This window comes from Mucilaginibacter gracilis, assembly GCF_003633615.1.
Classification (GTDB): Bacteria; Bacteroidota; Bacteroidia; order Sphingobacteriales; family Sphingobacteriaceae; genus Mucilaginibacter; species Mucilaginibacter gracilis.
Map to the genome: position 1 here is coordinate 1190936 of NZ_RBKU01000001.1, position 22640 is coordinate 1213575.

A 22640-nucleotide genomic window follows, 5' to 3' on the forward strand; every position below is an offset into this window, starting at 1 on the left:
TAACCGCCTCATTATTGTTGTTCATAGGATATTTTGCAGTTTTCAAGAAACAAAGATTTATTGATTTTTACATATCAAGGGATCCATCTGAGAGATTTAAAAGAATAAGTGAGAAAAGCTGGTATAAATTAAATCTAAATATATGTGGTTCTGCTTGCTTGTTAGTTGGAACTGCGCTTTTGATTTACACCATATCTTGCGTTATCAATAAATAAGATATTTGTCGGGTGAAATCAAAAATCCATTGGGCAAACTAAATAACGAATGCAATGAACGAATTTACCTTAGGTGTTGAAGAAGAATTTATGGTGATAGATCCCGTTAGCCGGGAACTAAAATCGCACGAGCAAAAAATTGTGGATGCCGCGCAAAAAATACTGGAAGACCAGGTAAAGGCCGAAATGCACCAGGCCGTTGTTGAAGTAGGCACACACATTTGCCGTAACACCGATGAAGCACGCGCCGAGGTAACCAAACTGCGCCGCACTGTTGCCGGCTTGGCCGGTGATATGGGTTTACGTATTGGTGCTGCTGGCACACATCCTTTTTCGCACTGGCAACATCAGTTGATAACAGATCATCCGCGTTATTTTGAAATTGTTGACGAAATGCAGGATGCCGCCCGCTCAAACCTTATTTTTGGTTTACATGTGCATGTCGGCATCCAATCGCGCGAGATGGCTATCCATATTGCTAACCAGGTGCGTTACTTTTTACCACACGTTTATGCGCTATCAACCAATTCGCCTTTTTGGGAAGGGCGCAATACCGGCTTTAAATCGTATCGTACAAAAGTGTTTGATAAATTTCCGCGAACCGGCATCCCCGATTATTTTAGCAGCATTGAAGAATACGATAGTTATATAAAACTACTGGTTAAAACCAACTGCATTGATAACGCTAAAAAAATATGGTGGGACATTCGTGTGCATCCCTTTTTTGAAACCATAGAGTTTCGCATTTGCGATTGCCCGATGCTTATTGATGAAACCATGGCCTTTACAGCACTGTTTCAATGCCTCTGCGCCAAGCTATATAAACTGCGCTTGCAAAACATGAACTTTATTACCTACAGCCGTGCGCTCATTAACGAAAACAAATGGCGCGCAGCACGCTACGGCATTGATGGCAAAATGATTGATTTTGGCAAACAACTAGAAGTAAACACCCGTGCCCTGGTTTTAGAACTATTAGATTTTGTTGACGATGTGGTTGACGAACTGGGCTGCCGCCAGGATTTAGCCTATGTACATAAAATTTTAGAACACGGCACCGGGGCCGACAGGCAACTGGAAATTTACAAACAAAAGGGAAGCTTTATTGATGTTGTTGATTATATCACCTCTCAAACTTTATTAGGAACGTAGAAGTCAATGATTGATGGATTGATTGACCGAAGGATTGAATAGATATGGCTTAAAATTGGTTGCCATCTTGATAATTACAGCTCATTTATGATTAATACGTACTTTTGCCCTATTAACGAAAAGGATTTTAATGCAGACAGATAAAACAGAAATAAAAGCGGCTATAATTGATTTATACCAGGATTACCCCAACCAGGGTATGCGCAGTTTTCAGGATTTGTTGAAACAGTATAGAACGCAACATAACGTAAACTTAACTTACCAGATATTTGACCTCCGTGGCAAAAACGAAGTACCCGATTTAAGTTTCGATCTTTACATATCAAGCGGCGGCCCCGGTAGTCCGTTGGATTCCGAAGGCTCTGAATGGGAACGTTTATATTGGAATTTAATTGATGCTATCGATGGGCACAACCAATCAAACGCAACAAATAAAAAACATGTGCTTTTTGTTTGTCACTCGTTTCAACTGATGTGCCGCAGGTTAAAACTGGGCGATGTAAATATGCGTCATTCCGAATCATTTGGCATATTCCCAACGCACCAAACCGAAGCCGGTTTAAACGACCCTTTACTTGAGGGCCTTGCCGATCCGTTTTTTATTGTGGATTCGCGCGAGTGGCAGGTAATCAATCCCGATGAACAGCGCTTTGCCGAAACAGGTTCACAACTACTGGCTTTAGAGAAAGAGCGCCCGCATGTGCCGCGCCCACGCGCCATGATGGCCATCCGTTTTAACGATTACTTTTTTGGCACACAGTTTCACCCCGAGGCCGACCCAGAAGGCATGAAGATACACTTTGCCGACGAGGAGAAAAAGCAACTGATTATAGCCGAATACGGGCAAGCCAGATATGACGATATGCTGCAAGGTTTAGCCCATCCGGAAAAAATTGTGCTTACTCATAAAACTATTATACCTAAATTTATACAACAGGCTTTGCAAAGCTTACAGGAGGTTTAATATGGTTCCACAGGCAAGGGCGGCATTTAACGCCAGTTTTACCGACGAGAAATACCAACTGCTTTTAAAAAACACACAAAGCGGCCTGTTAAAACCTATTGAATTCCGCCTTGCCGAAACGCCCATATTTATAGGGGCCGATTTTAGAGACAAGTTGATAACTGCCGGCGATGCCATTATCCAAACCATATTACAGCCCAATTTTAAGCAACTCACCCAAAATGCCATCCCCGAAAGGTGGAACATACCTAACGAGAACGATCACCCGCATTTTATAGCTTTAGATTTTGGGGTATGTAAAGACGAACATGGCACATTGGTACCCAAACTAATAGAAATGCAGGGCTTCCCTTCGTTATTTGGTTTCCAGGCGCATCAGGGTTATCATTATCAACAAGCCTTTGGGTTGCCCGGTGGCGATTGGAGTATATATTTTAGTGGCTTGGATAGCGATAGCTATATTGAGCTGATGAAGAAAACCATCCTGGGGCCATATCAGCCGGATGAGGTTGTGCTGATGGATGTTAGCGCTTATGACCAAAAAACGGCTGTGGATTTTTTTGTAACACAAAATTACCTTGGCATACCCATTGTGTCCCTTCAGGATTTAAAGCAGCTGGGCAACCAGTTATTTTACGAGTTGAATGGCGAACTAAAACAAATAAAACGCCTTTATAACCGCTTAATATTCGACGAGATAGAACACAACGACGAACTTTTAAAAAACGTTATTGATTTGCGGCAACCGCTTGATGTGGAATGGATAACCCACCCCAATTGGTTTTACCGCATCAGCAAATACACAATGCCATTTTTAAAGGGAGAATATGTGCCTCAAACTTACTTTTTAAATCAATTAGATAACATACCGGCCGATTTGGAAAATTATGTTTTAAAGCCCTTGTTCTCTTTTGCAGGGCAGGGCGTTATAATTGATGTTAAACCCGCCGATATTGAGCGTATAACCGATAAACATAATTGGATATTGCAACAAAAGGTAAATTACGAACCTTCCATACAAGCACCAGACGGCGGCGTTAAAGCCGAAATAAGATTACTGTACCTTTGGCCCGATGGCGACCAAAAACCTACTTTAGCTATTAACCTTGCCCGGCTAAGCCGGGGGCAAATGATAGGGGTACGTTATAATAAAAATTTTACCTGGGTTGGCGGCACTGTGGCGTTTTTGCAAAAATAAAACCACATGGTTTGCGTTTTTATATTAAAATAGTATTAAAATTTAAGAATAACAGCCGTTTTAATTGATAATAAATGTTGTAAAAAGCTATATGGCTTTACACTGGTTTTAAAGGCAATAATTTTAACTAAGTTTGTGGTATGAATTTTCAGATTATTATAGTGTTACTAATTTTTGCGGCAGCCCTGTTTTATGTAGGCCGCATGATATATAATAGCATATCCGCAAAAAAAAGCTGTGGCTCAAACTGTAAATGCGGAGTAGATTTTTCAAATATTGAGCAAACTAAATCTGCTAAATAATCCTATATTTAAACACATCAGGCAATATTTATAAACCAATTAATTTTTTTTCTAAAAATTAACACTATTGATGTCTAACAAGCAGGTTTTTCAGGCGGATACCCCGGGAAGGTGGACGCGTTTTAAGTGGCTAAGCCGGTTACTAATTATTTTGCTGTTATGCGGCGTGGTTGGTGCAGTAATCACTATTACATCTAAGGAATATCCCAGCCTTCCCAATTTAACCGAGAGCCCAAAAAAGATCTCTAAAGAACAGTTAGAGGCGCTAAAGCACTCTACAAAATACAAAGATTTCAAACTCCAAAAAGACGAGTTGCAGGCTTTAAGGCATAATTTACGCTTGCACCAATTAAAGCACCCCAGTAATAAAGATCGTATAAATGCCGCATTTTACGTAAACTGGGATAGCCAATCGTTTTTCTCGCTCGAAGATCATATCGGTAAATTAGATATGATAGTGAGCGAGTGGTTTTTTATTGCACCGGGCAAAGATACGGTTACATCAAAGGTTGATACGGCTTTGATGCACCTCAACAAAAAATACAAAAAGCCAATCATCGCGCAAATATCTAATTACGTTAACAAAGACAACATTAGCGGCGGCTGGGATACTAAGGATGTTGAACGCATTATTAAAAGCAAAAAGCTGCGGGCCGTTTTTATTGCCAGTGTGTTAGATAAGCTTACCAAATATAATTTACAAGGCGTAAATCTTGATTTTGAGGATCTTAAAGACCGGAACAACGATAACTTTATCAAGTTTCAAAAAGAACTGTACACGGCGCTTCATGCACGCAAGTTTTTGGTTACGCAGGATGTTGTGCCTCAAAATGATGATTATGATGTTGAAGAATTGGTAAAGTATAATGACTATCTCTTCATTATGGCTTATGACCAACATACCGAATCGAGCAATGATGGTGATATTTCGCACCAGCGCTGGGTTGAATCGCAGTTGGACGATATTTGCAGCCAAATACCCAGTGAAAAAGTAATATTGGTTGTGGGTGCCTACGGTTACGATTGGCCCGAAAACAGTATTGGCACACCGGTTACCTACCAGCAAGCCATTAGTACAGCGTTTAGAAACAAGAGTCAAATTGTTTTCAATCCCGAATCGGCAAACCTACACTTTAAATACACCGAGCTAAATGGCGTGCCGCATTCGGTTTACTTTACCGATGCGATAACCAATTTTAACATTATCCGCATGGCCGACGATTGGTCAACCGCGGGTGTAGCACTTTGGCGACTTGGGTCGGAAGATCCGCGTTTGTGGAGTTTCTTTGATAAAAATTTATCGCTTGATTCCCTGAAAAAAACAGGTGTTGATAAAAGCAAATTAACAACCGTTGGCTTAAATGATCGTATTGACTATTCGGGCAATGGCGAGGTTCTCGATCTGGTATCAACCCCATCGCCAGGATTAATTGACATCAAGCTTGATCCTAAAACATTTAACATTACCAACCAAACTTACGTAAAGCTCCCCACCAAATATCAAATCAGGAAATACGGGTACTCGCCGGGTAAAATTGTTTTAACCTTTGATGATGGCCCCGACCCGGATTACACGCCGCAAATACTGGAGATATTGAAGCAAGAAAAGGTACCTGCATCCTTTTTTGTGGTTGGTTCAATGGTCGAAAAAAATATCCCGCTGCTGCGGCAGGAGTTTGAAGCCGGTTATGAGATAGGGAACCATACGTTTTTCCACCCCGATGTATCAGCAATCAGCCTTGATCGTGTAAAGCTGGAACTGAATGCTACCCGTAAATTAATAGAATCTATAACCGGGCGCAGCACCATTTTATTCCGCCCGCCTTTTAATGCCGATGCCGAGCCTACTACCATTGCCGAGGTTATACCGGTTGCGTTAAGCCGCGAGCAAAGCTATATTAACATTGGCGAATCTATCGACCCGCATGATTGGGAACCCGGCGTTACCGCCGATAGTATTGTGGCAAGGGTTATTGCGCAGGAAAAAAACGGATCGATGCTATTGCTGCACGATGCCGGCGGCGACACCCGCGAAGAAACCGTAAAGGCACTACCACGTATTATCCATTTCTTTAAAAGCAAAGGTTACCAGTTTACAACCATTGCCGATGTTTTGGGCAAAACCCGTAACGATTTAATGCCACCTATTACCGACGATGCTGATAGCGGTATTATTGGCAGGATGTATAACCTTTTCATTTTAAGCATATTTTATGGCAACTGGTTTTTGCTATATCTGTTTTTATCGGCCATATTCCTGGCTATGGGCCGCATAATACTCATAGGTATTTTAGCATTAAGGCAGTTTTCGGAAGATAAAAAAGATGTTCCCGAACGGATGGCAAATATCAACCTGCCGCCGGTTAGTATTATAGTACCCGCTTATAATGAAGAGATTACCGCCACGCGTACTATACAAAGCTTGCTGGAAACCAAATACAAAGATTTTGAAATTATTTTTGTTGACGACGGATCTAAAGATAAAACCTTCGAAATAGTAAAGGCAGCGTTTGAGGGCAACCCGCGCATCAAAATATTAACTAAACCTAACGGTGGTAAAGCATCGGCATTAAATTGGGGTATAGCACAGGCCACTCACGATTTTGTGATTTGTATTGATGCCGATACTCAACTAAAAGATGATGCAGTTTACAACCTGATGGTTTACTTTACCGACGACGAAATAGGTGCTGTTGCCGGTACCGTAAAAGTTGGTAACGAAAACAATTTGATAACCAAATGGCAGTCGATAGAGTATATTACCGCTCAAAATATGGACCGCCGTGCGTTTGATTTATTAAACAGCATTACCGTAGTACCGGGTGCCATTGGAGCTTTCCGTAAACAGGCTATTAACGATGCCGGTGGTTTTACTTATGATACCCTTGCCGAAGATTGCGATTTAACCATGCGCATATTAAAACAAGGCTATATTGTAAAAAATTGTGCCGAAGCCATAGCTTATACCGAAGCGCCCGAATCTATAAGTATGTTATTAAAACAGCGTTTTAGATGGAGCTTTGGCGTAATGCAAAGTTTCTGGAAAAACCGCGATGCCCTGTTTAATAAAAAATATAAGTTTTTTGGAATGGTGGGCATGCCTAACATTTTGATATTCCAAATTATACTGCCACTGTTTTCGCCACTGGCCGATTTGATGATGATATTTGGTTTGTTTGGCGATCATAAAGAAAAAATTATAATTTACTACGTAGCCTTTGTATTGGTTGACCTCCTAGTGGGTGTAATAGCCTTTAAGCTTGAACGCGAAAACTACAAAAAACTGGTTTACATTATACCGCAGCGTTTTGTATGGCGCCAGTTAATGTACTATGTACTGTTTAAATCCATCCGCAGGGCAGTAAAGGGCGAGTTAAGCGGCTGGGGAGTATTAAAACGCACCGGTAATGTTACCGCACGCGAAGGTGCGCCAAAACCTTGAAATTTATAATAATTTAAGCTTTGCAAGCTTTACAGCAGTTGCATTATAAAGTTTACTCATTATATTTGCAGTCGCACAAAAACACTTGATCTAACAATAGTAATGAGAGAAATACAATTCAGAGAAGCACTTCGTGAAGCAATGAACGAAGAGATGCGCAAGGACGAAACAATTTATCTGATGGGTGAAGAAGTTGCCGAATATAACGGTGCTTATAAAGTTAGCCAGGGTATGTTAGATGAATTTGGCGCAAAACGTGTTATTGATACGCCAATTTCTGAATTGGGTTTTGCAGGTATAGCAATTGGTTCGGCCATGAACGGCTTAAAACCTATTGTTGAGTTTATGACGTTTAACTTCTCATTAGTAGCCATCGACCAGGTAATTAACGGTGCTGCCAAAATCATGTCAATGAGCGGTGGCCAGTTCTCTGTACCTATCGTGTTCCGCGGCCCAACCGGTAACGCGGGTATGTTAAGCTCACAACATAGCCAATGCTTTGAAAACTGGTATGCAAACTGCCCCGGTTTAAAAGTAGTTGTTCCATCAAACCCATACGACGCTAAAGGACTTTTAAAATCGGCTATATTAGATCCGGATCCGGTTATCTTCATGGAGTCGGAATTAATGTATGGCGATAAAGGCGAAGTTCCGGAAGAAACTTATTATATTGAAATAGGTAAAGCCAAAGTAGTTAGCGAAGGCACCGACGTTACTTTAGTTGGCTTTGGTAAAATAATGAAGGTTGTTATTTTAGCTGCAGCAGAGTTAGCTAAAGAAGGCATAAGCGCCGAAGTGATCGACTTACGCACCGTTCGCCCTATTGATTATGCTACCGTTATCAACTCGGTTAAAAAAACCAACCGCTTAGTTATTGTTGAAGAAAGCTGGCCATTAGGCTCAATAGCTACCGAAGTTGCTTTTAAAGTACAAAAAGATGCTTTTGATTATTTAGATGCACCAATTTTGCGCATTATGGGTGGCGACGTACCATTGCCTTACGCTCCAACCCTGATACAAGAATATCTGCCAAACCCAGAAAAAGTGGTTAAGGCGGTTAAAGAAGTGATGTACGTGAATAAGTAATACGTACTTCAAAATATTTACAAACGGCTCCAGGAAATTGGGCAGGGCTGACGCATAAGAATAGTTAAAAGTTGATATGGTTATGAACAAAGTGTTGGAAACGTAGGTATAACTTTTGTGGTTTCGGGAGGATTAGAGTCGGGTTAGCGTTTTTTCTTTGTAAAAGCATATGACGACTTCACTTCACAATCATTTTAGATGGATACCTGATCCTCGTACAGGTAATAATAAGAAACACAATTTACTGGAAGTTATCATTTTGTCGGTATTGGCCGTTCTATGTGGTGCAGAAAGCTGGTACGAGATGGAAGAATTCGGGAAGGAGAAAGAAGATTTTTTAAAGCAGTTGCTGCCTCTTGAAAACGGCATACCCAGTCATGACACGATCAACCGGGTTTTTATGCTGATCGATTCGGCGCTTTTTGAACAGTGTTTTCGTGCCTGGACAGCGGAACTTAGCCGGGGTCTTGAGGAGTCGGGCCTGTCTGGCGAAAAGGAGTTGATCGCTATCGATGGAAAGAGCATCTGTAACAGCGCCTGCAAACACCAGGGGTTGGGGGCCTTGCATTTGGTAAGCGCCTGGTCGGGTCGTAACCAGTTGGTACTGGGGCAACAAAAAGTGGATGACAAGAGCAATGAGATTACGGCGATCCCAGCATTGTTATCGCTATTGAACATCAAAGGGGCGGTAGTAAGCATCGACGCAATGGGTACACAGAAAGCGATTGCTGAACAGATTGTCGAAAGCCAGGGCGATTATATCCTTGCTTTGAAACAGAACCAGGAAACACTTTATGAACAGGTAATCAATCAGTTCAACTTTAAAGAAGACAGTTACAGCCAGCACCTGGATAAGGGCCACGGGCGGGCGGAGATCAGAGACTGCAAAGTCATTCATGAACTTAACTGGGTTGACGAAAAGGAAAATTGGAAGGGAATAAAGACCATCATCAAAATAACCTCGGAAAGGATAATAGGTGACAGCCACTCCATACAAGACCGCTACTATATCTCCAGCCTCCGTGCTGATGCTGCCTATTTTAACCAAGCCATCCGCGCACATTGGGGCATTGAGAACCAATTGCACTGGCAGTTGGATGTCGGATTTGGCGAAGATTACAATACCACACGGAACAAACAGACCGCCCAAAACCTTGCCGTAGTCAGAAAGATAGCCCTAAATATCCTAAAAGCCGACAAAACCAGTAAGGCCAGCCTGAAAGCAAAAAGAAAAATGGCCGGGTGGAACCATAAATTTCTTCTTTCATTAATCGCTAAAACAAATTCCTAATGCGTCGGCCCTGGGAAATTGGGGCCGTTTTTGTTTAGTTATCAGGTTTTAATATCCTAAAAGGAGAACATATAGGCAAAGAAACATTAAACGTATAGCAGCCTTTCATTACTCCTCATCATAAGCCGCTTGCAAACCTGCAATATCCAGCTTTACCATTTTCACCAGGGCGTGCATTACGCGTTGTGCCTTTACACGGTCGGGGGCACCTAATAGTTTTGACATAACCAGGTTAGGTACTATCTGCCACGACAGGCCATATTTGTCTTTAAGCCAGCCGCAGGCCACTGCTTTACCTCCGTCGGCAGTCAGTTTATCCCAATAGTAATCAATTTCCTCTTGCGTTTCGCATTTTACAAACAGGGATATGGCATCAGTAAACGGATGGCCGGGGCCGCCATTAAGAGCCAAAAACTCCTGTCCTTCAATTTCAAAAGTAGCTGCAAATGCCTTTCCACCATCCCCAGGAGCTTTACTAATACTAACAATTTTTGAGTTTTTAAAAACCGAGGCGTAAAATTCAACGGCTTCTTCAAGGTTATTATCAAACCATAAAAATGTGCTTATCTTTTGCATGGGTATATTAATTGGTTTATAAAATTACGAAATACTTTTGTGGCTTCGGGCTGGTTGTAACGGACTATTATCGGGATCATTTAAACCAATTTTCAACACCGTCAATTTAAAGCCGCTGCTTAATAATTAACATAAACTACCCACAAATTTATCTGCACACACTTAAATAATTATTACCTTCGGTTATGGATACGGAAGCCAAAAAGAAACTCATTATACCTGTTTTAGTGTTTTTGGGTGTATTAGCCATTAATACAAACACCATTATAAATGCCGTTAAAGCGCACGATACTACACGCACGGTAATTGCATCAGGATCAACCGTTATTGTTTTAATGCTACTTATTGTGGTTATACGCAGGGCCGTAAACGGTGCCGGCAGCAAACCTCCCGAAGCATAATCATCACGCTATTTTAACAAAATCCTTTTTTTGATTTTTACCAAAATACCTGCAAATTCGCAGCCTTGAATTTTAATATCAACCATGATATCGCATTTTAAAAAAATAGCCTCCGAACTTTCCATTACCGAAAAACAAGTTAGCGCCACTATCGATTTACTTGACGAAGGTTCCACTGTGCCTTTTATATCGCGCTACCGCAAAGAAATGACCAGCAGCCTTGACGAGGTACAGGTTGCCGCCATACGCGACCGTATGCAGCAACTACGCGAGCTTGATAAACGGCGCGAAGCTATTTTAAAATCGTTGACAGAACTGGGTAAGTTAACACCTCAACTGGAGCAAGCTGTTAACGCTGCCGAAAGCATGGCTATTTTAGAGGATATTTACTTACCATACCGCCCTAAACGTAAAACCAGGGCAACAGCAGCCCGCGAAAAGGGTTTGCAGCCATTGGCCGACATCGTATTAGAACAAGGCCGCATAGACCTTGATAGCGAAGCAGCAAAATATATTGATACCGAAAAAGGAGTAAACACCTTAGATGAAGCCTTAGCAGGTGCGCGCGATATTATTGCCGAACACATAGCCGAGAATGCCGAACTGCGTACCCATGTACGTACCTTGTTTTTAGAAAAAGGTGATTTTCAATCGAAAGTTATTCCCGGTAAGGAAGAAGAGGGTATAAAATACAAGGATTATTTTGACTGGAAAGAGCCGGTTAAAAGTGCCCCATCTCACCGCATACTGGCTATGCGCCGTGCCGAAAAAGAAGAGATATTATACCTTGATGTACTACCGCAGGAAGAAGAAGCTATTGATATTATAGAAAACCAATTTATAAAAGGCAACAACGCCTGCACCGGCCAGGTTAAGTTGGCCATTGCCGATGGTTATAAACGCCTGCTTAAGCCGTCGATGGAAACCGAGGTTAGGTTGCATACCAAAAAGAAAGCCGACGAAGAAGCCATCAGGGTTTTTGCCGAGAACATGCGCCAGTTGTTATTGGGAGCCCCGCTTGGGCAAAAGCGTGTTATGGCTATAGACCCAGGCTTCCGTACAGGTTGCAAAGTGGTTTGTTTGGATGAGCAAGGCAAACTGTTAGAAAACACCAACATTTACCCCCATACCGGAGCCGGCAACTTAAAAGATGCCGAGAAAACAGTAACACACCTTTGCGCTCAGTTTAATATTGAGGCTATAGCCATAGGTAACGGCACGGCGGGCCGCGAAACTGAAACTTTTGTTAGGGCCTTAAACCTGCCGGATGTGGTAATTGTTATGGTGAACGAGGCCGGTGCATCGGTATATTCGGCATCGGATGTGGCACGGGAAGAATTTCCGGATAAGGATGTTACCGTGCGTGGCGCAGTGTCTATTGGCCGCAGGCTGATGGACCCTTTGGCCGAACTGGTGAAAATAGATCCTAAATCCATCGGAGTAGGCCAATACCAGCACGATGTGGATCAAAATAAATTACAAATTGCCCTTGATGATACCGTTATTAGTTCGGTAAATGCCGTTGGTGTTGAGCTAAATACTGCATCAAAACAAATATTGGCTTATGTATCGGGCCTGGGGCCGCAGCTTGCCCAAAACATTATTGAGTACCGCAATTTAAACGGAGCATTTAAAAAACGCAGCGAATTACGCAAGGTTACCCGCCTTGGCGATAAGGCGTTTGAACAGGCCGCCGGGTTTTTACGCATCCGGAATGCCGATAACCCACTTGATGCGAGCGGCGTGCACCCGGAAAGATACGCTTTGGTTGAACAAATGGCTCAGGATATAAACTGCAAAGTGAAAGACCTGATGCAGAACGAACAGCTACGCAAAAGTATACCATTAAAAAAGTATGTTACCGAGCAGGTTGGCTTGCCAACCCTTAATGATATTATGGCCGAGCTGGCCAAACCCGGCCGCGACCCACGCGAGCAGTTTGAAGCGTTTAGCTTTACCGAAGGCGTAAACGCCATTGGCGACCTTAAAATTGGCATGGAACTGCCCGGTATTGTTACCAACATTACCGCCTTTGGTGCCTTTGTTGATATAGGTGTACACCAGGATGGTTTGGTACACCTTAGCCAGATAACCAACCGCTATATTAAAGACCCTAACGAAGTATTAAAGGTACACCAAAAGGTAAAGGTTACCGTTACCGAGATAGATGTGAACCGGAAAAGAATAGCTTTATCAATGAAAGCTAACGAACAACGGGATGCCGTAAAACATCCCGGAGGTAAATTTATATCGAAACCTAAGCCCGAACAAGCAGAGCGGAGAAGCCCAGAAAAACACCGCAACGAAGAAACAGACATGCTGGCCAAATTAGCCGCATTAAAAAGTAAATTCAGGTAAAGTTTTAGTCCAGTGTAATTTGCCTTTTAATGCTTTCTTCAAGCGATATAAAGGTTTCTGTACGCTGGATGCCTTTTACACTTTGTATGTTCTCGTTCAATACCTCGCGCAGGTGGTTAGTATCGTGGCATACAATTTTAGCAAAAATGCTCCATTCGCCGGTGGTATAATGCAGTTCAACAATCTCCTTAATCTCTTTGAGTTGTTTAACGGCTTCGTTGTACTGCGAACCTTTTTCCAGGTAGATACCTAAAAAAGCTGTAATGTCATATCCTAACTTTTGAGGATCAACTTCGAGATTGGCGCCCTTAATTACGCCCATTTCTTCAAGCTTTTTCATACGCACATGGATGGTTCCGCCCGATACGATCAGATCCTTAGCGATCTCGGTGTATGGGGTGGTCGCATTTTTCATCAATATTGATAAAATTTGTATATCCAAATTATCAATTTCTAAATTTTGGGCTTTTTTGTGAGACATAAATTTTTAAATATTTACCTAAATACAAGTTTAATTAAAAAATGAATAAAAATGCAAATATTTTGTTGAAATATTTGCAAAGAATGGTGAAGCATATTAAATTTGTAGCAAGCAATCAACCTAAAAGCTCAAGCGTTCTTTAAAAATATATTGTTGGGTGGTGAAATTTTTGGCAGACACACCTCCTTGTCCCGGTGGCGGAGAATATGGAAAACCCGAAGCGGGCTAACCACTCTTTGAAGGTTCGAATCCTTCCCCAACAGCAACTTCAGCAATTGAAGTTATATCCTGTAGGATGGTGAAATTTTTGGCAGACACACCTCCTTGTCGCGGTGGCGAAGATATTGGGAAACTCTTAGCAATAAGAATAACCACTTCGTGAAGGTTCGACTCCTTCTCCTACAGCTCTTCTCATAATTTAGGTTTATAATTGGTTAGTAAAGGCCTCCTGCCCATCAGGAGGCTTTGCTGTTTTATAACAATTTTAAATTGAAAAATACACGATACCCAAAGCCCCAATTAAAATAAGGATTTACAATAAAAAAGAAACGCCGTTAAAAAGCAGTCTTAAATCAATTCTCTTCGGTTTTGCTTTCGGGTTTGGCGGCTGCCATTGTAATTTGCGGTTTGCCTATAACTTTATACTGGCCCTCGCCTTTCAGTATTGCGGCCATCAGGTTTTTATCTTGCATGGTTTTTACCGCCTGTGCAAGTTCCTTGTCATATTTAAAGTTGCATTCGTAGCGCCCCTTGTCATAATAGTAACGAGATACGATTTCGTTTTCCAAAACCTGTTTAATTTCAGTTTTGTGCTGGGTTAAGTCATTGGTTTTGGCAGCGGTCAGTTTAGCTTGCAGAGCCTCGTATTCGGTTTTTATCTGTGCAAACTCGCCGTCTTTGGTGGTAGCGTTTTTAAGCTCCTTTAATACCTTTTCTGATGGGTTACTATACGAGTAATCCTTTTTAGTTAAAAACCTCGTAAAATCGCCAAAATCGGCATCGGTCAAAGCATAAGTTTTAGCACTGGGCAATTGCGGGTGTGTTTTGCGGTATTGAGTGGCGTAATCAAAAATTAGCAATTTACCCACCAGGCTTTGGGTAATATTGGCAAAACGCTCTTGCTTAACCACAACATCGGGGTATATGGCACTGCCATCGTAAACAGAGCGTCCGTCTTTGGTTTTAAATTCATGCATTACCGAATCGGCAACGCGGTCAACCGTGCCGTCGTCTTTACGGTGTGTATAGTCGAGAGACTGGATGCAACGGCCCGACGGCGTGTAATATTTAGCTATGGTAATTTTAACCAAACTGTTATAAGGGGTATTAAAAGTTTGCTGAACCAGGCCCTTGCCATAACTACGCTGCCCTATAACAACCGCACGGTCCAAATCCTGCAGCGAGCCTGCAACAATTTCGGAAGCCGAGGCTGAATGGCTGTTTACCAAAACCACCAACGGCAAATTGGGTTCGATAGGATTATTGTAAGTACGGTAAGTGTAGTTTTTTTCGCGAACTTTTCCTTTTTGCGATACCACTTCAACGTCTTTGGCCACAAACAGGTTCACAATTTTTACGGCTTCCTGCAAAATACCGCCACCGTTAGAGCGCAGATCAAGTATAATACCGTTTGGGTTATTTTTTTTCAAATTCACCAGGGCATTGGTAACCTCATCGCCCGAGTTCTCCAGAAACTTATCCAGCTTTATGTAACCCATATTACCCTCAACCATACCAAAGTATGATACATTGGGCTGTTTAATTTCATCGCGGATAAGATCCTTGGTTATTGGTTCGGCCACGCCATCGCGTTTAATTAATAATTTAACGGGTGCCCCTTTGCTGCCTTTAAGCAAACTACTAACCTCGTCGCCGCTTTTGGTAGATAAATCAATGTCGTTTATTTTAAGCAATTCGTCGCCGGCGCGTATATCTGCTTTCTGTGCCGGAAAGCCTTCGGCAACTTCAGATATGATGACCTTTTTATCTTTGGAGAAGATACTGGCACCTATACCGCCATATTGTGTGCTTACGTATCTAAGCTTATAATCTTCAATTTCCGATTCGGGTACAAATTCGGTGTAAGGGTCCAGGCCGTCAAGCATCGCATCAACCCCGGTTTTAACCAGTTTTGATGGATTTACTTCGTCAACGTAGTTAATGTTTATTTCGCGGTAAACACCAGTAAAAACCTCCAGGTTTTTTGATATCTGGAAAAGATCGTCGTTAAAGCTCCATAAAATTAAAGGAAGTGATATAATTGCTGCACCTATCCCTATCTTTTTGTACTTTTTAGTAATCACAACGCGCCTCTTCTCCATAATACTATACTTTAAAATATAAAAGTAGTAAAAAAGGCTTTGTGTTTTAAATGTAGGTGAAATTTTACAAACGGTTGTTATCTATATTTACCAATGCTTTTTTTAGGGTAAAAACAACATATTTACGATCGCGGTTAACCAAATTCATCAAGCGGGTTATCAGGTCATCTTCCTGGCCTTCGGTGTAGGTTAATTGCTCGTTGGTTATATGGTTATATTTACGCTGAACTTTAATTTTTACTCTATCCCAATCTTTGTTACTGATGCTAATCTCGGCCATGGTGTGTTGATTTTTGAACAAAAATAAAAAAAAACCATTCTATATATGGTTTTATTAAATTTGATGCATCAATTATCAAAAAAACTTTGTTTGTAAACCCCAATATCTCAGCATCATGAAAAGGATTTTATTAACACTTGTTACCCTCGTGGTTATCAGTACAGGCACTAAAGCTCAATTTGTATTAGGTTTAAAAGGCGGCGTTAACGTTTCAAAAATAAATACCGATAACTTTACCCAATCAAGCATGGCAGGTTACTTGTTTGGGGCATTTGCACGTATTGGTAAAGGATTATACTTAGAACCCGAAATTTATGCAAGCAGCAAAGGCGGGCAATTTAATTACGATGCTAACGGCACCACCGCTGGCGGCAATGCCAAAGTAAGGTTTACCACGCTGGATGTTCCGGTTTTAATTGGCCAATCGTTCGGTGCAAGCAGTTTTAACATCAGGGCAATGGTTGGCCCGGTTTACTCGTATGTTTTGGATAGGAACACCACCTTCTCTGATAACCTTGGCGCGGCCTACCGCGATCTGGGCGATTATAACCACAGCACGCTGGGTTACCAAGCCGGTTTAGGTATCGATCTGGGTAATATTGCCCTTGATGCCCGCTACGAAGGTGGGCTTACCAGCATTAACCAAAAATACGGCGAACGCCCCAACCTTTGGAGTTTTAGCATTGGCTTTAAAATATTGTAACTTTTTATTAATCGCTTGCCTCTCGAACAGCAAATTAACTGGTTCACTTTACTCAGGCATTATTACTTTAATCTGCCAATGCTTTTGTAATTTCCCTTCCTCCTAAATTTTACTGGTTAACTTAATTGGCAATGTAAAAATTGGTTACTAAAGGCACCAATTTTGGTGTAAGTAACGCTTATTTGATATCTACAGGGCTTAAAATTAAATTATATTAACATAAGCATAAGCTATTTTAACCCCCTTGCTGTTTATGTTTAAATATTTAACAAATTAGCAGTGCTAATAAAATTATTTAACCTTAAAAAACCAATCTTCGGGAACGATTGCACAGTTTTTTTTGTGTATAGATGGTAGTTTTTAACATAAACTCCTTAAAATTGCTTGGGGAAATTACATTCGGAAACCGAAAACCTAATCTTGTTTATAAACCAAATATGCAAATGCAAAAATTATTTGATCTGTCCGGCAAAACGGCTGTAGTAACTGGTTGTAATCGTGGTATAGGTAAGGCAATGGCATTGTCGCTTGCCGCAGCCGGGGCCGATATTATTGGCGTTTCGGCTTCCATCGCACTAAGCGGAAGCGAAGTTGAACAGGAAGTTACAGCACTGGGCCGTAAATTTAAAGCCTACCAATGCGATTTTGGTAACCGCGTAGCGCTCGAGGCATTTGCCAAACAGGTATTAGCCGAAAACGCAACCATTGATATACTGGTAAATAATGCCGGTACCATTATGCGCAAACCTGCCGCCGAACATCCTAATGATTACTGGGACACGGTTTTAAACATTAACCTCGACGCCCCTTTTATTTTAACGCGCGAAGTTGGTAAACGCATGATTGAGCAGGGCTATGGCAAGGTAATATTCACTGCATCGCTATTAACGTTTCAAGGGGGTATTAACGTACCGGGTTATGCGGCAAGTAAAGGCGCAATTGGCAGCTTAACAAAAGCGTTTGCTAACGAATGGGCATCAAAGGGTGTTAATGTGAATGCTATTGCACCGGGCTATATTGCTACCGACAATACCGAAGCTTTAAGGGCAGACCCCGACAGAAGTAAATCTATTTTAGACCGCATACCTGCAGCACGCTGGGGCCAGGCAAGTGACCTGGGCGGTGCAACTATATTTTTAGCATCATCCGCATCCGACTATATCAACGGCGTTATACTACCTGTTGACGGCGGCTGGCTGGGACGCTAACCAGTGATTGAGTGATTGAGTTTTGAATGAATAAATGAATGAAAGCATCGGCGGAATCATACTCCAATCGGTGGAATCAAAATAACAATATGGAACAACGATATCATAACAGCGCAAAAGAGGTAAGTACCATGACAACTGCCGAACTGCGCGGTAACTTTTTAGTAGACAGCCTGATGAAGGCCGATGAAATTGAGTTTGTTTACAGCCATTACGATAGGGTAATTGTTGGTAGTGCGGTTCCGGCAAAGGGCCCCATTACTTTGCCAAATTATGCCGAATTGCGCGCCGAGTATTTTTTAGAGCGTCGCGAATTGGGTATCATTAACATTGGCGGTGCCGGCGAAATTATTGTTGACGGCCAAACATTCGCCATCAATAAACTGGATTGCGTTTTTGCGGGTAAGGGCTCAAAAGAAGTGATATTTAAAAGCCTTGATGCTGCCAACCCGGCCATGTACTATCTGTTATCGGCACCAGCGCATAAAGAATACCCTGCTGCTTTATTGAAAAAAGAAGATGCCACACCGGTAAGTATCGGCTCGGCCGAAACATCAAATGCACGTACCATTTATAAATACATCCATTTAGATGGTATTCGTAGCTGTCAACTGGTAATGGGTTTAACTGTTTTAAGTACGGGCAGCGTTTGGAACACCATGCCATCGCACACGCACGACCGCAGGATGGAAATGTACTTCTATTTTGATGTAACACCAGGCCAGGTAGTTTTACACCTGATGGGCGAACCGCAACAAACCAAGCATTTGGTAATGAAAAATAACGAAGCTGTTATTTCGCCGCCATGGTCAATCCACTCTGGTTGCGGCACGGCTAACTACTCGTTTATCTGGGGTATGGCCGGCGAGAACCAGGTTTACAGCGATATGGACCCCGTTGCCATTGACGAATTGAAATAAGCAAAAATGAACAAAATATTAAAGTTAAGTTTTGGCCTGCTGGCTATCGGGAACTGTGCTTTGGCGCAATTCCCCGGCATTAACCTGCCTAAGGTTAAGCAGGTAGGTTTTAAAACCGATACCTTTAATATTAAGCAATACAACGCCAAAGGAGACGGTATTACCTTAAATACCAAAAGTATAAACGATGCCATTACGGCTTGCAGTACTAAAGGGGGTGGTGTAGTTTTAGTACAGGGCGGCGTGTGGCTCACAGGGCCTATTGACCTTAAAAGCAATGTAAACCTACACCTTGACCGCGATGCCGTTTTGCTTTTTACCAAAGACTTTGACCAATACCCCATTGTTGAAGGCACTTACGAAGGTTTACCTGCCGGCAGATGTAAATCGCCGATAAGCGGTAAAGATTTGCAAAACATTGCAATTACGGGTAGCGGCATAATTGATGGTAATGGCGATGCCTGGCGAATGGTGAAAAAAGATAAACTGAGCGAAAACCAATGGCAGGACAAAGTAAATTCGGGTGGTGTATTAAGTGCCGATAAAAAAACCTGGTATCCTACCCAAAAATCATTCAATGGCTCGCAAGCTACCGATCCTGGTGTTTTAAAAGATGGCCGTACCATTAAAGATTTTGAGGTTTATAAAGATTTTTTGCGTCCCAATTTGGTTGTACTCAACAATTGCAAAAAAGTGCTGCTTGAAGGCGTTACCTTTCAAAACTCCCCAGCCTGGAACTTGCATCCATTTTTGTGTGCCGATGTTACCTTGCGCGCTGTAACTGTTAAAAACCCATGGTATGCACAAAATGGCGATGGTATTGATCTGGAATCGAGCACAAATGCATTGATCGAGAACAGCACTTTTGATGTGGGCGACGATGGTATCTGCATTAAATCGGGCAGAGACGAGGCTGGCCGTAAACTGGGCAAGCCAACCGAGAACGTGATAGTACGTAACTGCGTAGTTTACCATGCACATGGCGGCTTTGTTATCGGCAGCGAAATGAGCGGCGGGGCAAAAAACATCTTTGTTTACAATTGCTCGTTTTTAGGTACCGATGTGGGCCTGCGTTTTAAAACAGCACGCGGCCGCGGTGGTGTGGTAGAAAATATTTATGTTACCAATATTAACATGAAAGATATTGGCGCCGAAGCTATTTTGTTTGACATGTATTATATGGCTAAGGACCCCGTTGTACTTGCCGGCGAAAAACGTGAAGCTCCCAAAGTTGAAGCATTACCCGTTACCGAAGCTACCCCTAAATTTACCGATTTCCACGTAAGCAATATTGTTTGTAACGGAGCGGCCACCGCCCTATTTATACGCGGCCTGCCCGAAATGAATATATCGGGCATATACCTTAACAATTTGGTTATTAAAGCCAAAAAAGGTGTTGTTTGTACCGAAGCAACCGGCGTTTATATTAAAAACCTGCAACTGATAACAGAGGAAACCAATCCGGTTATCAGCATTGATAATAGCCAGAGCATTAACCTGGACAACATTACTTACAACGCCAACAGCAATTTGCTTTTCAGGGTATCCGGAAGTAAAACTGAAAACGTAGCGGTAAGCAACACCAGTACTGCAGCAGTTAAAAACAAGGTAGAGTTTAAAGATGGTGCTACCGCAAAATCAATCACTATAAAATAGGCCCCGATGAAGAAGATCATTAAATTAGGCACAATATTGATTTCGACGCTTGCGGCGGCATCTCTTACCCAGGCGCAGGATAAACCCCTGTCGCAAAAAATTGCGGCTACTATCATGAAGAACATGCCTTCGGATACGTCGGCAGCAGCAGGTGGCAAGCCCTTTAAACGGTGGAACTATGATGAAGGCGTAATACTAAAAGGTTTTGAGGGCGTTTGGCTGCAAACCGCCGATAAAAGCTATTTTAAGTACATTCAGCAAAGCATGGATAACCTGATAAGTGCCGACGGAAGCACCATCACCGGTTACAAAAGCGATGCTTACACATTAGATAACGTATTATGCGGCCGTAACCTGCTCACGCTGTACAACGTTACCGGTATGCCTAAATATTTAAAGGCTGCCACTACCTTGTATGACCAATTAAAAAAACAACCCCGTACGCCCGAAGGTGGTTTTTGGCACAAAAAGGTGTATGAAGACCAAATGTGGCTTGATGGCCTTTACATGGCCCAATCGTTTTACGCAGAATATGCCGCCGAATTTCATCACGAAGAAGACTTTGACGATATAGCCAAACAATACATCCTGATGGAGCAACATGCCCGCGACCCTAAAACAGGTTTGCTTTATCACGGTTGGGATTACAGCAAGAAGCAAAAATGGGCCGATCCTAAAACCGGATTATCGCCAAATTTTTGGGCCAGGGCCGATGGCTGGTATGCTATGGCTTTGGTTGATGTGCTGGATTATTTGCCTGCTAATCACCCTAAAAGACCAGAGATTGTTGCGATACTAAACAGGCTGGCAACAGCAATCCAAAAATATCAGGACCCAAAATCGAGCGTGTGGTATGATATATTAGACAAGGCCGGAGAAAAGGGTAATTACCTTGAATCTTCGGCATCAAGTATGTTTGTTTACGCTTTGGCAAAAGGCGTGCGGCAAGGTAATTTACCCGAAAGCTTTTTGGCCGTAGCCAATAAAGGATATGCGGGTATTATTAAACAATTTATTGAAACAGATGCCAACGGCTTAACCAATTTAAATGGCACTGTAAGTGTATCGGGCTTGGGCGGCAACCCTTATCGCGATGGTAGCTATGCTTATTACCTGAGCGAGAAAGTGGTAACTAACGACCCCAAAGGCATTGGTGCTTTTTTACAGGCGGCAGTTGAAATGGAACGGTTAACCAACCGCAACCTGGGTAAAGGCAAAACAGTTATACTCGATTCGTATTTTAACGATGAACATAAAAAGGACGTAACCGGCGCAACCATATCATACCATTACAAATGGGGCGAGGAGGATAACAATGGTTTCAACTTTTTTAACAATGTTTTTCAAAACTATGGTGTAAAAACCACAACGCTTTTTGAGGCCCCTACTGCAAGCAACCTAAAAAAAGGCGACATCTACATCATTGTTGATCCTGATATTCCTAAAGAAAACCCCAACACCAAATATATTGAAGAGGCGCATGTTAAAGCCATAAGCGATTGGGTTAAGGCGGGCGGTATGCTTATTGTATTGAATAACGATACAGGCAACGCCGAATTTAAACACCTCAATAAACTAATGGCCAAATTTGGCATTCAGTTTAACGAGGACAGCCGCAACCACGTAACTACACCGCACTTTGAAACGGGAGCAATAAACATCCCAACAACCGATCCGATATTTAAAACTGCTAAAAAGATTTACATTAAAGAGATTTCAACCTTTGCGGTAAGTGCTCCGGCAGTAGCATCGTTAGTTGACGGAAAGGACGTTATCATCGCCACAGCAAAGTATGGCAAGGGTACTGTTTTTGCCGTTGGCGACCCCTGGTTTTACAACGAATATACCGATGGCAGAAAATTACCTGCCGACTATGACAATTATAAAGCCGCAAACGATTTGGTAAAGTGGGCGCTTAAACAAATACAAAAATAAGCATGAAAAATGTGTGGCATGAAAGAGATATTTAAACATATCCATTCAGTTACCATAGCAGGTTTAACCTGGCATGGTAACGGGCCGCAAAAATTAATTGACAAAGCCTATCCGCAATGGGCCAAACAAAACGGACTAACGGAATAACAAA

At 42.2% G+C, this 22640-nt stretch carries 19 protein-coding genes and 1 tRNA gene; 16 read left to right on the plus strand and 4 right to left on the minus strand.

Going from position 1 to position 22640, the window contains the following annotated elements; all coding sequences use genetic code 11:
- Nucleotides 1–269 precede the first annotated feature (269 nt).
- The 7 genes from BDD43_RS05090 (at nucleotide 270) to BDD43_RS05120 (ending at nucleotide 9650) form a co-directional block, all read left to right on the plus strand.
- On the plus strand, nucleotides 270–1367 hold the full coding sequence (locus BDD43_RS05090; protein WP_121196723.1) for a carboxylate-amine ligase: 1098 nt from the start codon (nucleotides 270–272) through the stop codon (nucleotides 1365–1367).
- Nucleotides 1368–1497: 130 nt separating this feature from the next.
- A complete protein-coding gene (locus tag BDD43_RS05095) occupies nucleotides 1498–2331 on the plus strand; it encodes a type 1 glutamine amidotransferase (protein ID WP_121196724.1) in 834 nt (277 codons plus the stop codon).
- 1 nt (nucleotide 2332) lies between these two features.
- Entirely contained in the window at nucleotides 2333–3529 is a 1197-nt protein-coding gene (locus tag BDD43_RS05100) for a hypothetical protein (RefSeq protein ID WP_121196725.1), read from the plus strand.
- A gap of 140 nt (nucleotides 3530–3669) precedes the next feature.
- Nucleotides 3670–3831, plus strand: coding sequence for a FeoB-associated Cys-rich membrane protein (locus tag BDD43_RS30750; protein WP_121196726.1), 162 nt, complete (start codon nucleotides 3670–3672; stop codon nucleotides 3829–3831).
- Between the two features lie 70 nt (nucleotides 3832–3901).
- Nucleotides 3902–7273 carry a glycosyltransferase gene (locus BDD43_RS05110; protein ID WP_246001464.1) on the plus strand — a complete coding sequence of 1124 codons (3372 nt, stop codon included), beginning with the start codon at nucleotides 3902–3904 and terminating at the stop codon, nucleotides 7271–7273.
- 102 nt (nucleotides 7274–7375) lie between these two features.
- A complete protein-coding gene (locus BDD43_RS05115; RefSeq protein ID WP_121196728.1) occupies nucleotides 7376–8359 on the plus strand; it encodes a pyruvate dehydrogenase complex E1 component subunit beta in 984 nt (327 codons plus the stop codon).
- Nucleotides 8360–8528: 169 nt separating this feature from the next.
- Nucleotides 8529–9650 (plus strand): ISAs1 family transposase, encoded by a 1122-nt coding sequence (locus BDD43_RS05120; protein WP_121195558.1) that lies wholly within the window; start codon nucleotides 8529–8531, stop codon nucleotides 9648–9650.
- 108 nt (nucleotides 9651–9758) lie between these two features.
- Here BDD43_RS05120 and BDD43_RS05125 read toward each other — a convergent pair whose 3' ends face one another.
- Nucleotides 9759–10226: a VOC family protein gene (locus tag BDD43_RS05125; RefSeq protein ID WP_121196729.1), complete on the minus strand. Its 468-nt coding sequence runs from the start codon at nucleotides 10224–10226 to the stop codon at nucleotides 9759–9761.
- 185 nt (nucleotides 10227–10411) lie between these two features.
- Between BDD43_RS05125 and BDD43_RS05130 the strand changes: the two genes are divergently transcribed.
- Together BDD43_RS05130 and BDD43_RS05135 are read left to right on the plus strand one after the other, a co-directional pair.
- The gene (locus BDD43_RS05130; protein WP_121196730.1) at nucleotides 10412–10627 is read left to right on the plus strand and encodes a hypothetical protein; all 216 of its coding nucleotides are present in this window, start codon (nucleotides 10412–10414) and stop codon (nucleotides 10625–10627) included.
- Nucleotides 10628–10711: 84 nt separating this feature from the next.
- Entirely contained in the window at nucleotides 10712–12985 is a 2274-nt protein-coding gene (locus tag BDD43_RS05135) for a Tex family protein (RefSeq protein WP_121196731.1), read from the plus strand.
- A gap of 4 nt (nucleotides 12986–12989) precedes the next feature.
- Here BDD43_RS05135 and BDD43_RS05140 read toward each other — a convergent pair whose 3' ends face one another.
- Complete coding sequence (locus tag BDD43_RS05140; RefSeq protein ID WP_121196732.1) at nucleotides 12990–13466, minus strand: Lrp/AsnC ligand binding domain-containing protein; 477 nt, start codon at nucleotides 13464–13466, stop codon at nucleotides 12990–12992.
- 151 nt (nucleotides 13467–13617) lie between these two features.
- On the opposite strand from BDD43_RS05140, the gene BDD43_RS29900 reads away from it, so the two are divergent.
- A tRNA-Asp gene (locus BDD43_RS29900) sits at nucleotides 13618–13729 on the plus strand.
- Nucleotides 13730–14038: 309 nt separating this feature from the next.
- On the opposite strand, the gene BDD43_RS05145 is transcribed toward BDD43_RS29900, so the two are convergent.
- The gene (locus tag BDD43_RS05145; RefSeq protein ID WP_121196733.1) at nucleotides 14039–15787 is read right to left on the minus strand and encodes a S41 family peptidase; all 1749 of its coding nucleotides are present in this window, start codon (nucleotides 15785–15787) and stop codon (nucleotides 14039–14041) included.
- Between the two features lie 64 nt (nucleotides 15788–15851).
- Entirely contained in the window at nucleotides 15852–16067 is a 216-nt protein-coding gene (locus BDD43_RS05150) for a hypothetical protein (protein WP_121196734.1), read from the minus strand.
- Nucleotides 16068–16182: 115 nt separating this feature from the next.
- On the opposite strand from BDD43_RS05150, the gene BDD43_RS05155 reads away from it, so the two are divergent.
- The 6 genes from BDD43_RS05155 (at nucleotide 16183) to BDD43_RS30755 (ending at nucleotide 22636) form a co-directional block, all read left to right on the plus strand.
- Nucleotides 16183–16770, plus strand: coding sequence for a porin family protein (locus BDD43_RS05155; RefSeq protein WP_121196735.1), 588 nt, complete (start codon nucleotides 16183–16185; stop codon nucleotides 16768–16770).
- A gap of 437 nt (nucleotides 16771–17207) precedes the next feature.
- Nucleotides 17208–17978: an SDR family oxidoreductase gene (locus tag BDD43_RS05160; RefSeq protein WP_121201884.1), complete on the plus strand. Its 771-nt coding sequence runs from the start codon at nucleotides 17208–17210 to the stop codon at nucleotides 17976–17978.
- An 89-nt stretch (nucleotides 17979–18067) separates the two neighbouring features.
- On the plus strand, nucleotides 18068–18898 hold the full coding sequence (gene kduI / locus BDD43_RS05165; protein ID WP_121201885.1) for a 5-dehydro-4-deoxy-D-glucuronate isomerase: 831 nt from the start codon (nucleotides 18068–18070) through the stop codon (nucleotides 18896–18898).
- 6 nt (nucleotides 18899–18904) lie between these two features.
- Nucleotides 18905–20554: a glycoside hydrolase family 28 protein gene (locus BDD43_RS05170; protein WP_121196736.1), complete on the plus strand. Its 1650-nt coding sequence runs from the start codon at nucleotides 18905–18907 to the stop codon at nucleotides 20552–20554.
- A gap of 6 nt (nucleotides 20555–20560) precedes the next feature.
- Entirely contained in the window at nucleotides 20561–22489 is a 1929-nt protein-coding gene (locus BDD43_RS05175; RefSeq protein ID WP_121196737.1) for a glycoside hydrolase family 88 protein, read from the plus strand.
- An 18-nt stretch (nucleotides 22490–22507) separates the two neighbouring features.
- Nucleotides 22508–22636 carry a hypothetical protein gene (locus BDD43_RS30755; protein ID WP_262707401.1) on the plus strand — a complete coding sequence of 43 codons (129 nt, stop codon included), beginning with the start codon at nucleotides 22508–22510 and terminating at the stop codon, nucleotides 22634–22636.
- Nucleotides 22637–22640 lie beyond the last annotated feature (4 nt).

What these genes read in the sequence shown, in the direction of transcription:
- BDD43_RS05115 (WP_121196728.1), top strand. Translation starts at nt 7,376, where the DNA reads ATGAGAGAAATACAATTCAGAGAAGCACTTCGTGAAGCAATGAACGAA.
- BDD43_RS05160 (WP_121201884.1), top strand. Translation starts at nt 17,208, where the DNA reads ATGCAAATGCAAAAATTATTTGATCTGTCCGGCAAAACGGCTGTAGTA.
- BDD43_RS30755 (WP_262707401.1), top strand. Translation starts at nt 22,508, where the DNA reads ATGAAAGAGATATTTAAACATATCCATTCAGTTACCATAGCAGGTTTA.
- BDD43_RS05145 (WP_121196733.1), bottom strand. Translation starts at nt 15,787, where the DNA reads ATGGAGAAGAGGCGCGTTGTGATTACTAAAAAGTACAAAAAGATAGGG.
- BDD43_RS05155 (WP_121196735.1), top strand. Translation starts at nt 16,183, where the DNA reads ATGAAAAGGATTTTATTAACACTTGTTACCCTCGTGGTTATCAGTACA.
- BDD43_RS05095 (WP_121196724.1), top strand. Translation starts at nt 1,498, where the DNA reads ATGCAGACAGATAAAACAGAAATAAAAGCGGCTATAATTGATTTATAC.
- BDD43_RS05130 (WP_121196730.1), top strand. Translation starts at nt 10,412, where the DNA reads ATGGATACGGAAGCCAAAAAGAAACTCATTATACCTGTTTTAGTGTTT.
- BDD43_RS05125 (WP_121196729.1), bottom strand. Translation starts at nt 10,226, where the DNA reads ATGCAAAAGATAAGCACATTTTTATGGTTTGATAATAACCTTGAAGAA.
- BDD43_RS30750 (WP_121196726.1), top strand. Translation starts at nt 3,670, where the DNA reads ATGAATTTTCAGATTATTATAGTGTTACTAATTTTTGCGGCAGCCCTG.
- BDD43_RS05120 (WP_121195558.1), top strand. Translation starts at nt 8,529, where the DNA reads ATGACGACTTCACTTCACAATCATTTTAGATGGATACCTGATCCTCGT.
- BDD43_RS05110 (WP_246001464.1), top strand. Translation starts at nt 3,902, where the DNA reads ATGTCTAACAAGCAGGTTTTTCAGGCGGATACCCCGGGAAGGTGGACG.
- kduI (WP_121201885.1), top strand. Translation starts at nt 18,068, where the DNA reads ATGGAACAACGATATCATAACAGCGCAAAAGAGGTAAGTACCATGACA.
- BDD43_RS05170 (WP_121196736.1), top strand. Translation starts at nt 18,905, where the DNA reads ATGAACAAAATATTAAAGTTAAGTTTTGGCCTGCTGGCTATCGGGAAC.
- BDD43_RS05150 (WP_121196734.1), bottom strand. Translation starts at nt 16,067, where the DNA reads ATGGCCGAGATTAGCATCAGTAACAAAGATTGGGATAGAGTAAAAATT.
- BDD43_RS05090 (WP_121196723.1), top strand. Translation starts at nt 270, where the DNA reads ATGAACGAATTTACCTTAGGTGTTGAAGAAGAATTTATGGTGATAGAT.
- BDD43_RS05100 (WP_121196725.1), top strand. Translation starts at nt 2,333, where the DNA reads ATGGTTCCACAGGCAAGGGCGGCATTTAACGCCAGTTTTACCGACGAG.
- BDD43_RS05140 (WP_121196732.1), bottom strand. Translation starts at nt 13,466, where the DNA reads ATGTCTCACAAAAAAGCCCAAAATTTAGAAATTGATAATTTGGATATA.
- BDD43_RS05135 (WP_121196731.1), top strand. Translation starts at nt 10,712, where the DNA reads ATGATATCGCATTTTAAAAAAATAGCCTCCGAACTTTCCATTACCGAA.
- BDD43_RS05175 (WP_121196737.1), top strand. Translation starts at nt 20,561, where the DNA reads ATGAAGAAGATCATTAAATTAGGCACAATATTGATTTCGACGCTTGCG.